This is a genomic window from Taibaiella chishuiensis (assembly GCF_003014535.1).
GTDB classification, from domain to species: Bacteria; Bacteroidota; Bacteroidia; order Chitinophagales; family Chitinophagaceae; genus Taibaiella; species Taibaiella chishuiensis.
Map to the genome: position 1 here is coordinate 1356805 of NZ_PYGD01000001.1, position 11903 is coordinate 1368707.

The window sequence follows — 11903 nt, forward strand, 5'->3', positions numbered from 1 at the left end:
ACTCAACAGGCAAATGGTAAAAACATCTTAACACGCAAAAAAGTAAGAATACCTTTTCCCTGTTTTATTTTGCATTTATGAACATTCGTAACATTGCCATTATTGCCCACGTTGACCATGGTAAGACATCACTGGTAGACAAAATCATTCACGCCACGCAGGTGTTCCGGGACAACCAGGAAACCGGTGAACTGATCATGGATAACAACGACCTGGAGCGCGAGCGCGGTATCACTATCCTGAGTAAGAACATCTCAGTTACTTACAAAGATGTGAAAATCAACGTAATCGATACTCCGGGCCACGCCGACTTCGGTGGAGAGGTAGAACGCGTACTTAAAATGGCGGATGGCGTACTCTTGCTCGTCGATGCATTTGAAGGACCGATGCCGCAAACCCGCTTCGTATTACAGAAAGCGCTGGGTCTGGGCCTGCGTCCTATCGTGGTTATTAATAAAGTAGATAAGCCAAACTGCCGCCCCGACGAGGTGCACGATAAAGTATTCGACCTGTTCTTCCAGCTCGATGCCAACGAAGAGCAGCTCGACTTCCCGACCCTGTACGGTTCGGCTAAACAGGGCTGGTACAACACTTCGCTTACCCAAACTGAAGATATTACCCCGCTGCTGGATGCTGTACTGCAATATGTACCGGCTCCTGCGGTTTCTGAAGGTCCTGTGCAGATGCAGATCACCTCGCTCGATTACTCTTCCTTCCTGGGCCGTATCGCCGTAGGCCGTGTAGCCCGCGGTGTACTGAAAGAAGGTCAGAATATCCAGCTGTGCAAGCTGGACGGCAGCATGGTAAGGGGTAAAATAAAAGAGCTGTATACCTTCGAAGGTATGGGCAAAAAGAAAGTAGCCGAAGTATCTGCCGGCGATATCTGCGCCGTAGTAGGTATCGAAGATTTCCAGATCGGTGAAACCATTGCCGATTTCGATGCTCCGGAAGCACTGCCGGTTATCGCGATCGACGAGCCGACCATGAACATGCAGTTCAGCATCAATAACTCGCCGTTCTTCGGCCGCGAAGGTAAATTCGTAACTAGCCGTAACCTGCGCGACCGCCTGATGAAAGAGCTGGAGAAAAACCTGGCCCTGAGGGTAAAAGATACCGATGATGCGGATAAATTCCTGGTTTACGGCCGTGGTATCCTGCACCTTTCCGTACTGGTAGAAACCATGCGCCGCGAAGGCTATGAGCTTACCGTAGGTCAGCCGCAGGTAATCACCAAAGAAATCGACGGTCAGAAATGCGAGCCTTACGAAACCCTGGTGGTCGATGTACCCGAAGAGTTTGCCAGTAAAGTGATCAACCTGGTAACGATCCGTAAAGGAGAGATGCTGGTTATGGAATCCAAAGGCGAAATGCAGCACCTGGAGTTCGATATGCCTTCCCGTGGCCTGATCGGTCTGCGTTCGCAGATGCTGACGGCAACTGCCGGTGAGGCGGTAATGGCGCATAATTTTGCGGCTTACAAACCCTGGAAAGGACCTATCCCCGGCCGTAACAACGGTGTACTGATCGCCAAACAAGGCGGTAGCTCTACCGGTTACTCCCTCGATAAACTGCAGGACCGCGGTTCCTTCTTTATCGATCCGGGTGAAGAGGTATACGCAGGCCAGGTTGTTGCCGAGCATATTAAACCAGGCGACCTGGTAGTAAACGTAGTGGAAGGTAAAAAACTGACCAATATGCGTGCCAGCGGATCGGACGCGGCTACCAATATCGCACCTAAGATCCAGATGACCCTCGAAGAATGTATGGAGTACATCCAGCAGGACGAGTGCATCGAGTGTACGCCACAGAGCATCCGTCTGCGTAAGATCTTACTGGACGAGAATGACCGTAACAAGTATGCAAAAACAATGAAAGCCAGCTAAGGATTTGCTCCTGATGGCTTTATAAAAAATAAAAAAACGGAGCGGGAAGCTCCTCCATCTGTCTCAAAAGCTACCTCAAGGGGTAGCTTTTGAATTTGCCCGGTATGGAAAGAAAAGCCTATATTTGAATGATGATCGATTTTTCGTCCGAAATATCTTTCCAGACGGCACGGAGTGGTGGTAAAGGCGGGCAAAATGTAAATAAGGTCGAAACCATGGTGGAGGCCTATTGGAAAGTAGCCGGTACGGCCTTTTTCTCGGAAGAGCAAAAACAAATGATCCTGGAAAAACTAAAAAACCGGGTCAATGGAGATGGTTATTTAATGGTTAAAGCCAGCGAAGCCCGTACCCAGTTGTCGAATAAGAAGAAAGCCCTGGAGAAAATGCTGACGTTGGTGAACCAGAGTATCGTGAAAAAGCGGAAGCGCATTGCTACAAAACCTTCCAAATCAGTGATTGAGCGCCGGTTGGATGCTAAAAAGGTACAGGCCGAGAAGAAGATGCGCCGTAAGAAAGACTGGTAAAACGGGCAGGCATATCCAAACCGTGCCGGGCCTTCATTAACTTCCTGTTTACAAATTATTAATGGACGATTGCGTACTTAAACAGTCGTTTAATTTAATTTTGCCGCTGTAAAAAATTAAAGGCGGGAAATAAGAATCCTGATATTATTATTAGATGAAGAATTTGGCGAATGGATCGCAGTTTTTTTTCTACAAACAAAAAAAGTAACACTAAATTAATTTTATATTAATTTAGCGTTTTCAAATGCCCTTACATGCAGAAACGGTTACAACAGAAAGCGGCAGCATATACCGCTCCAGCGCAGGCCCGTGAACAAGGTATTTATCCTTATTTCAGACCCATCTCCTCTGGCCAGGACACCGAGGTAATGATTAACGGTAAAAGGGTATTAATGTTCGGTTCCAATTCTTATTTGGGCCTGACCAACCACCCGAGGATTACAGAAGCGGCGATCAAGGCTACCGAAAAATATGGTACAGGTTGTGCAGGTTCCAGGTTTTTGAACGGAACATTAGATATCCACGAAGAATTAGAGGCGCGTCTGGCTGCTTATGTGGGAAAAGAAGCAGCACTTATTTTCAGTACCGGTTTCCAGGTTAACCTGGGCGCTTTATCCTGCCTTACCGGCCGCAACGACTACCTGATCCTGGACGAATACGACCACGCTTCCATCATCGACGGAAGCCGCCTCTCTTTCTCCAAGGTGATTAAATATGCCCATAACGACATGGGCGACCTGCGCAAAAAATTAAGCCAGCTGCCCGCTGAAGCCATTAAGCTGATCGTGGTAGACGGTATCTTCAGTATGGAAGGCGATATCGTTAAATTGCCCGAAATGGTGCAGATCGCCGACGAGTTCGGTGCAAGCATCATGCTCGACGATGCACACAGTATTGGTGTGATCGGCGAAAAAGGCGCCGGTACCGCTTCCCACTTTGGTCTTACCGATCGCGTAGATATCATTTCCGGTACCTTCAGCAAATCGCTGGCATCGCTGGGTGGTTTCCTCGCTGCCGACAAATCGGTGATCGAATTCCTGAAACACCATGCCCGTTCGCTGATCTTCAGCGCCAGCATGACACCTGCCTCCGCTGCAAGCGTACTGGCGGCACTGGATATTATCGAATCCGAACCCGAACGTATCGAACAGCTCTGGGCCAATACCCGCTACGCTACCAAGCTGCTGCTGGACGAAGGCTTTGATCTCGGTCCTACCGAAACACCGATCATCCCGATCTATGTACGCGACAATATCAAAACCTTTAACCTGACCTGTGGTTTACAGGAGCAAGGCATATTCGTAAATCCGGTAGTATCGCCTGCGGTACCGCCCGACAGCACCCTGATCCGTTTCTCGCTGATGGCTACACATACCTTTGCCCAGATCGAAGAAGCAATCGGAAAACTGACGAAACTGTCTAAAGAATTAGGCATCACAACCGTAAAAGAAAGAGTATAAACCTTCAGTAAAGATCTTACGATTAGAAGGACGATATCAAATAGAACGCTGACATTTAAAAAAATCGGCGTTCTATTTTTTTTGAAAGCCCCCGGCTTTTTACATCCCTTAAAAAAATCTGACGCCAGGTTATGATAAAAATTGTACCCATTGCCGCGAAAGGGAAAGCACTACGCACCTTTATCGACTTCCCGCATGACCTTTACCGGGATGATCCGTATTACGTACCGGAACTGTTTATGGCGCAACGCGACCTGCTGAGCCCCGATAAACATCCTTTCTACAAGCACGGGGAAGCGCAGCTGTTCCTGGCGTATAAGAACGATAAGCTCGTAGGCCGGGTAGCCGGTATTATGAACGGCAATCATAACCGCTTTAACCAGACCAACGACGGCTTTTTCGGCTTTTTCGACAGCATCGACGACCAGGAGGTGGCCAATGCCCTGCTGAAAACTGCCGAAGATTGGGTAAGGGGCAAAGGCGCCGCTATGTTCATCGGCCCGGTAAACCCTTCGACCAATGAGCCCTGCGCCTTACTGGTAGAGGGCTACGACAGTTCGCCCATGCTGATGATGCCGTATAACAAGCCTTACTACAAGACCCTGCTGGAAGGCTATGGCCTTACCAAACAGATCGACCTGGTGGCTTATGCCCTGCACGATACCGACCTGGGCGATAAACCGGTGCGGCTGCAGGAAGCGCTGTCGGCCCGCCTGGAGGCCAAAGGCATTACCATAAGACCCTTCGACCTGAAACATAATTTTAAACGCGAGCTGGAGCAATTTGGCAAAGTATACAATGCTGCCTGGGATAAGAATATGGGTTTCGTGCCGATGACGCCCGAAGAGTTCAACTTTATGGGTAAGGACATGAAGATGATTGCCGATACCGACTTCTGTCTTGCGGCCGAGCACAACGGCGAGGTAGTGGGCATAGCCCTTTGCCTGCCCGATATCAACCAGGTATTGAAAACGGTAAAACGCGGACGCCTGTTCCCCACCGGCGTTTTTAAACTGCTGTTTGGCCGTAAGAAAATAAATGCCCTGCGCATACTGGCGTTGGGTGTACTGGAACCATACCGCAAATTGGGTATCGAAGCCTGTTTTTATGCCACCATTATGAAAAACGGCCGGAAGAAAGGGTATAAGATGGCCGAGGCATCCTGGATGCTGGAGACCAACGACCTGATGAACCGGGCCATCGAACATATGCATGGCAAGCGGTACAAGACCTACAGGCTGTTCGAGAAAAAGCTGGACGCATAAGCGTCCGGAGCCCACCAAGTTTTAATCATAACCAGAAAAAGAATAAGGATTTTGGAACGTAAAGGTAAAATATTGCTCACCGGGGCTTCCGGTTTTGTAGGGTATCACTTGATCGCAGCGGCCGTGGCCCGCGGTTACGAAGTATATGCCGCCGTGCGCAAAAGCAGCCAGGTAGACCATCTCAAGGAATTTCCCGTTCAATACGTTTATCCCGATTTTGCCAATGCGGCAGCCTTGCAGCAGGAACTGCAGGCGCAGCAATACGACTATATCATTCATGCCGCTGCCGCCACCCGCGCGCCTTCACAGCAGGCATTTAATGCGGCCAATGCCGACATAACCCGCAACCTGGCCACGGCCATATTACAGTCGGGTATACCCCTCAAAAAATTTGTGTTCGTAAGCAGCCTGGCTGTACTGGGGCCCATTCCCTATGATTGTTCCGATCCTATTGCCGAGAACAACGAACCACACCCCATTACCGGTTATGGCCGCAGTAAGCTGCTGGCCGAGCAGTACCTGCGCGAGTTCCCAACCCTACCACTCGTAACCCTCCGGCCCACGGTGGTATACGGTCCGCGGGAAAAGGACCTCTACGTTATGTTTAAAACGCTGGCCAGGGGTATGGAGCCCTCCATAGGCCGTAAGAACCAGCTGTTAAGTTTTGTGTACGTGGCCGACCTGGTCGATGTAATCCTCGATGCCTTGGAAAAGCCCACGCCGCCTGGCCTGGTCTGCAATATCAGCGACGGGCAGGTCTATAACCGCAACGAGCTGGCCCTGATCACCAAAAGGATACTGAATAAAAAAACCTTCCGCTTTACCGTACCGGTAGGTGTAGTGCGCATGCTGGCTTCGCTGATGGAGACGCTGTATGCACGCAGTAAGAAGAGCCCCCTGCTTTACCGCGAAAGGGTAGGCGAGCTTACGGCGCCCAACTGGAACTGCAGTATTGCCAATGCGCAACAATACCTGGGTTATATGCCCAAATACGACCTGGAAAAGGGCGTAACCGAGAGTCTGAAATGGTATAAAGAACATAACTGGCTGTAGCTGCCGGTTTCATCCCCTTGACGGAGATCGTTGACTGGCGAAACTATTATAAATAGGGTTATTGATAAAATTAATTAAACGTTTGTTTAAATAGTTAAATTGTCATTATCTTTGCACACAGATTTGAAGGTCTGTAGGGGACCATTTTAGTACTTAAATTTTTAAAGATGGATTATACAATTGAAGACGCTAAAGGAAAATTGGGCGTATTGATTCCGGGTCTTGGCGCTGTCGCCACAACGTTTATTGCCGGTGTGGAAGCCACGAAGGTCGGTATAGCAAAGCCGATCGGTTCGTTAACGCAATTAGGCAATATCCGCCTGGGTAAACGTACGGAAAACCGTTATCCCAAGATCAAGGATTTTGTGCCCCTGGCGCAGCTCGAAGACATCGTATTCGGTGGCTGGGATGTGTACAGTGACAACGTGTACGAGGCTGCAACCAATGCCAAAGTATTGCACCAGCAGCAACTGGATGCGATCAGGCCGCAGCTCGAGCAGATCGTTCCGATGAAAGCCGTTTTCGATCATGAGTATGTAAAGAACCTCGACGGTACGCATATCAAAGCCAAAGACACCAAGTACAACTGGGCTCTGGCATTGATGGAAGATATGCGCAAGTTTAAGGAAGAGAACAATTGCGACCGCCTGGTGATCGTATGGTGTGCCTCTACCGAAAAATACATCGAGACTTCGGCCATTCATGAAACCATCGAGCAGTTCGAGGAAGCCATGAAGAACGACGACCCGAACATCGCTCCCAGCATGATCTACGCTTATGCCGCGATCAAAATGGGCGTACCCTTTGCTAACGGCGCACCTAACCTCTCCTGCGATATTCCTGCACTGGTAGAACTGGCTAAAGAACTGAACGTAGCCATTGCCGGTAAAGACTTCAAAACCGGTCAGACCCTGATGAAGACGATCGTAGCGCCCGGCCTGGCAGCCCGTGCCCTGGGTGTAAACGGTTGGTTCTCCAGCAATATCCTGGGTAACCGCGATGGCCTGGTACTCGACGATCCGGATAACTTTAAAACCAAAGAAGTATCCAAACTGAGCGTATTGGAAGAGATCTTCCAGCCCGAGCAGAACCCCGAGTTGTATGGCGAACTGTACCACAAAGTAAGGATCAACTACTACCCGCCACACGGCGATAATAAAGAAAGCTGGGATAACATCGACATCTTCGGATGGATGGGTTACCCGATGCAGATTAAGATCAATTTCCTGTGCCGCGACTCTATCCTGGCAGCGCCGATCGTACTCGACCTGGCCCTGTTTATGGACCTGGCCCAGCGTTCTAAAATGTCAGGCATCCAGGAATGGCTGTCGTTCTACTTCAAATCCCCGCAAACTGCCGAGGGCCTGAAGCCGGAGCATGACATCTTTAAACAACTGATCAAACTGCAGAACACGCTGCGCCACATTATGGGCGAAGACCTGATCACGCACCTGGGCCTGGATTACTACCAGGATCTCGTGGAAGCGATGTAAGCAGCGCAACAATCAGCAATGAATTTATCGAAAACTATAGCTTCCATTTTTGGAATCGGATATATACGCAAAGGCGGTGGTACAGTAGCTGCCGCCTTTGCTGTACTCGTCTGGTGGCTTTTGTTCCGTAACGGTACAGCTGCGGCCTGGCCGGTACTGCTTACTATTGCCGTTACCGCGCTTGGCGTTGCGGTAGGCAACCAGGTAGAGCGCGACTGGGGCAAAGACAGCTACCGCGTGGTGATCGACGAAGTGGCCGGTATGTTTATCAGCGTGTTATTCGTACCGCTCGACTGGAAATGGTTGCTGACGGGCTTCGTACTCTTTCGTTTTTTTGATATTGCCAAGCCTTTATACATACGGAAAATGGAAGCCTGGAAAGGCGGCTGGGGCGTAATGATGGACGATGTGCTGGCCGGGATATATGCCAATATTATCCTGCAGGTCATTATCGTATTGTATACTCAGCTTCGGTAGAGTTTCGGTGAGTTGCCGAACATAAGGTATAGATCAGATGTTCACATTTTTAAAGGCGCAGGTATCCTCGCTGTTATCCACTGCGGTCGATTTTTTGATCACCATTCTCCTGAAGGAGCTCTTCGGCGTATGGTACCTGGCGGCGAGCGTTACCGGCACGATCTGCGGCGGTATTACCAATTTCCTTTTGGGCAGAACCTGGGTTTTTGCTTCCAAACAAAAGGCGGCGGGTCCGCAGGCGCTGAAATACGGCCTGGTATGGACCGGCAATTTATTACTCAATGCCGGCGGTATGTACCTGTTTACCGATACGTTCGGTTTTAAATACTGGATATCGAAAGTGTCGGTATCCTTAATTGTAGGGATAGGATATAATTATGTACTTCAGAAATTCTTCGTTTTTAAAAAGTAATTTATATAGCATGGCCAGCTTTAAAAAGTCTGTTGCTTTATTACTTGTTCTTTCCTGGTTCACTGTAAGCGCCTTTGCACAAACCATAATTAAAGGTACGGTGCGCGAAGGGGGCAGCAAGGAGCCTATGCCTTTTGTAAGCGTGGCTATTAAAGGTACCACCAGCGGTACCACTACCGATGTAAACGGTAACTACGAGATCTCCACTTCCGAGCAGGTGAATAAGATTCAGTTTACCTTCCTGGGTTTCCAGACCGTTACCCGCACTTTCGTTACCGGCCAGAGCCAGGTGATCGACGTGGTGATGCAGGATGACAGCAAGACCCTGGAAGAGGTCGTGATCAAACCCAAAAAAGAAAAATACCGCAACAAAAATAACCCCGCTGTTGAACTCATCCGCCAGGTAATCGCCCATAAAAAACAAAACCGGATCGAAAGTTATGCTTATGTGCATTACCAGGAGTATGAAAAGATGCAGCTGGCGATCAGCAATACCCCCGAGTCGCTTAAAAAGAATATCCTGTTCAAAAAATACCAGTTCGTACTCGATAACGTAGACACCACGCGCTTTGAAGGCAAAGCGCTGCTGCCCTTGTACCTCGAGGAGAACATTACCGAAAAATATTTTCAGCGCGACCCGGAAAAGAAGAAATCTGTTATTACCGCAACCAAACGGATCAACTTCGATGATAAGTTCGTGAACAACGAGAGCATTACCAAATACATGAAGCACCTGTACCAGGATGTAGACCTGTATGAGAATAATGTGTACATCATTACCAACTCCTTCCTGAGCCCGATCGCCGACATGGCGCCGGCGTTCTATAAGTTTTACATTACCGATACCGTATCCAATGACGGGATTAAACTGGTGGAGCTGTCCTTTGGGCCCAGGAACAAGAACGACTTCCTGTTTCTCGGTAAGATGTATATTACCCTCGATGGTAACTATGGCGTGCAGAAGGCAGACCTGGGTGTGAGCAAAGACATTAACCTGAACTGGGTAACCAGTCTCAACCTTACCCTCGACTACGAACGCAGCACCGATGGCCGTTACCATCCTTCCAAAACAGCCTTGCTGGTCAACTTCGGCGTATTCAGCGGTAAGAAAGGCATCTTTGGCGAACGCGTGGTAACCAACCGTAATTTCGATATACAAACCCCGATCGCCGATACCGTATTCAAAGGACCGGAACTGGTGCGTACCGACAGCTCGCTGAGCAAGACCGACCGCTACTGGCTCGAGAACCGGCCCGACTCGCTGAGCCGTGTGGAAGAGCAGGCCTACAAGAACATGGACAGCCTGAACAACATGAAATCCTTTAAACGGATCATGAGCTGGGCCACGCTGGTACTGGCCGGTTATAAAGATGTAGGTCCTGCGGAGATCGGCCCGGTAAGTACCTTCTACAGCTTTAACCCGGTAGAAGGTTTCCGCCTGCGTTTTGGCGGCCGTACCACTACAGCGCTCAGCAAACGTTTTTATACCGAGGCTTACGGCGCGTACGGCTTCAGGGATGAACGCTGGAAATTCTTCCTGAGCGGTACCTATTCGATCAACAACAAAAGTATCTATACCTATCCGCTCAATTACTTCAGGGCCAGCTTCCAGCGCGAGGTCAACATACCGGGGCAGGAGCTGCAGTTTATGCAGGAAGATAACTTCCTCCTGTCCTTTAAACGCGGGGTAAACGATAAGTATCTCTATAACGACATCCTGAAACTGGAATATGTATACGAGTTCGGCGATCATATGTCGGTGCGGCTGCAGTTCAAAAACCTGAAACAGGAGGCGGCCGGCGGCCTTACCTTCGTGCATTCCGATGCGATACTGGCTGATACCATCAAGGATATGACCACATCCGAGTTTGGCTTCGAATGGCGTTGGGCGCCGCACGAGCAGTTCTTCCAGCGCAAGTTGTACCGTACGCCTATTCCCAACCCTTACCCCATTATTACCATCCGGTATAACCAGGGTGTCAAAGGCTTTATGGGCGGACAATATAACTACCAGTCCATCAGTGGTAATATCTATAAACGCCTGTACCTGTCGCAGCTGGGCTTTGCCGATCTTACAGCCGGCGCCGGTTATATCTTCGGGTCGGTACCTTACCCGCTGCTCAATATCGCCAGGGCCAACCAGACCTATGCCTACCAGTTGCAGTCTTATAACCTGATGAACTTCCTGGAGTTTGTAACGGATAAATATGTGAGCTTTAATGCCGACTACCATATGTACGGCTTTATCTTTAACCGGGTGCCCCTGCTGAAGAAGCTGAAGCTGCGCGAGGTGGCCGGGTTTAAACTGTTGTATGGCGGGCTGCGCCCATCCAACCGGCCGGAGAATAACCCGGAACTACTCAAGTTCCCGGTTAATGAATATGGCACCACGACTACCTTCTCGCTCGATAAACAACCTTATATGGAGCTGAGCGTAGGTGTGGAAAATATATTGAACCTGATCCGTGTCGACCTGATCAAACGCTTGTCCTATATCGATCATCCGAATGTATCGCAGTACGGTATAAGGGCCAGGCTTAATTTCGACTTTTAACGGCCATCATAAGCATAAACAACAAGGGCTGATCTCGCGATCAGCCCTTGTTGTTTGGAATGGAAACGATACTTATTTACTTATTCGTAATTGATCTTGGCCGGGCGCTTCTGGTCGTCGATGGCCACGAAGGTAAAGGTGCCGGTAATGGCTTTTTCCCTTTCGTTGGTATACATCTGCTCGATAAAGATCTCCACCTTTACCTTCAGGCTGGTAGAGCCGATATAGGTTACGCGGCCGATCAGTTCGATAATGGTACCTGCCGGGATTGGTTTTTTAAAGTCGATCTTATCGGAAGAAACAGTTACTACTTTTTTACGGGTAAAACGCGTAGCGGCAATAAAGGCCACTTCATCCATCATTTGCATGGCAGAGCCTCCGAAGAGCGTATCATAGTGGTTGGTAGTGTTGGGGAATACCGCTTTGAAGATGCGGGTTTCGGAGGCGTCGATGCGTTGTTCTAAAGTCATTTTTTTAAAGGAGGTAATATTTGATTTACTTTTTCATTGAAAGATTTAAGCCGTATCTCGTGCCTGATCTCGAGCAGGCATTTGCGGCAGAGACAGTCGGCATAGTTGCGGGCTATGTAATCCTTCTCTGCATCGTTAAAGGTTATGCCGTCGCATTGACAGGCAGTTACATTGCCTACTTTACATTCGAAAGCGGCACTACAACGGGGACATGATTTGGTTTCGTGACACGGCATAATAACAATGCAAAAATACTATTTACAAGCTATACCAGCTAACCTTGTATCTAAAGCCGGTATAACGGGCGGGGCC

At 49.2% G+C, this 11903-nt stretch carries 10 protein-coding genes and 1 pseudogene; 9 read left to right on the top strand and 2 right to left on the bottom strand.

The genetic code is table 11. The features are described from left to right. Positions 1-77: 77 nt before the first annotated feature. The 9 genes and pseudogenes from typA (at position 78) to B0I18_RS05825 (ending at position 11121) form a co-directional block, all read left to right on the top strand. Positions 78-1883 (top strand): translational GTPase TypA, encoded by a 1806-nt coding sequence (gene typA, locus B0I18_RS05785; protein ID WP_106521684.1) that lies wholly within the window; start codon positions 78-80, stop codon positions 1881-1883. A gap of 146 nt (positions 1884-2029) precedes the next feature. Then, positions 2030-2407, top strand: a pseudogene (gene arfB / locus B0I18_RS05790) (alternative ribosome rescue aminoacyl-tRNA hydrolase ArfB); the annotation flags it as partial. Between the two features lie 254 nt (positions 2408-2661). After that, positions 2662-3867, top strand: a complete 1206-nt coding sequence (gene spt, locus B0I18_RS05795; protein ID WP_106521685.1) for a serine palmitoyltransferase — start codon at positions 2662-2664, stop codon at positions 3865-3867. A 131-nt stretch (positions 3868-3998) separates the two neighbouring features. Further along, positions 3999-5132 carry a hypothetical protein gene (locus tag B0I18_RS05800; RefSeq protein WP_106521686.1) on the top strand — a complete coding sequence of 378 codons (1134 nt, stop codon included), beginning with the start codon at positions 3999-4001 and terminating at the stop codon, positions 5130-5132. Positions 5133-5183: 51 nt separating this feature from the next. Continuing rightward, positions 5184-6185, top strand: a complete 1002-nt coding sequence (locus tag B0I18_RS05805; protein WP_106521687.1) for an NAD-dependent epimerase/dehydratase family protein — start codon at positions 5184-5186, stop codon at positions 6183-6185. A gap of 167 nt (positions 6186-6352) precedes the next feature. Next, positions 6353-7678 carry an inositol-3-phosphate synthase gene (locus tag B0I18_RS05810; RefSeq protein ID WP_106521688.1) on the top strand — a complete coding sequence of 442 codons (1326 nt, stop codon included), beginning with the start codon at positions 6353-6355 and terminating at the stop codon, positions 7676-7678. Positions 7679-7696: 18 nt separating this feature from the next. After that, positions 7697-8155 carry a phosphatidylglycerophosphatase A family protein gene (locus tag B0I18_RS05815; protein ID WP_106521689.1) on the top strand — a complete coding sequence of 153 codons (459 nt, stop codon included), beginning with the start codon at positions 7697-7699 and terminating at the stop codon, positions 8153-8155. Between the two features lie 37 nt (positions 8156-8192). Continuing rightward, on the top strand, positions 8193-8567 hold the full coding sequence (locus tag B0I18_RS05820) for a GtrA family protein (protein WP_106521690.1): 375 nt from the start codon (positions 8193-8195) through the stop codon (positions 8565-8567). 10 nt (positions 8568-8577) lie between these two features. Then, complete coding sequence (locus B0I18_RS05825) at positions 8578-11121, top strand: DUF5686 and carboxypeptidase-like regulatory domain-containing protein (RefSeq protein WP_106521691.1); 2544 nt, start codon at positions 8578-8580, stop codon at positions 11119-11121. An 80-nt stretch (positions 11122-11201) separates the two neighbouring features. On the opposite strand, the gene B0I18_RS05830 is transcribed toward B0I18_RS05825, so the two are convergent. Together B0I18_RS05830 and B0I18_RS05835 are read right to left on the bottom strand one after the other, a co-directional pair. Beyond that, complete coding sequence (locus B0I18_RS05830; RefSeq protein WP_106521692.1) at positions 11202-11591, bottom strand: acyl-CoA thioesterase; 390 nt, start codon at positions 11589-11591, stop codon at positions 11202-11204. After that, positions 11588-11827, bottom strand: coding sequence for a cysteine-rich CWC family protein (locus tag B0I18_RS05835; RefSeq protein WP_106521693.1), 240 nt, complete (start codon positions 11825-11827; stop codon positions 11588-11590). The genes B0I18_RS05830 and B0I18_RS05835 overlap by 4 nt, the downstream gene beginning before the upstream one ends. Between the last annotated feature and the right edge of the window lie 76 nt (positions 11828-11903).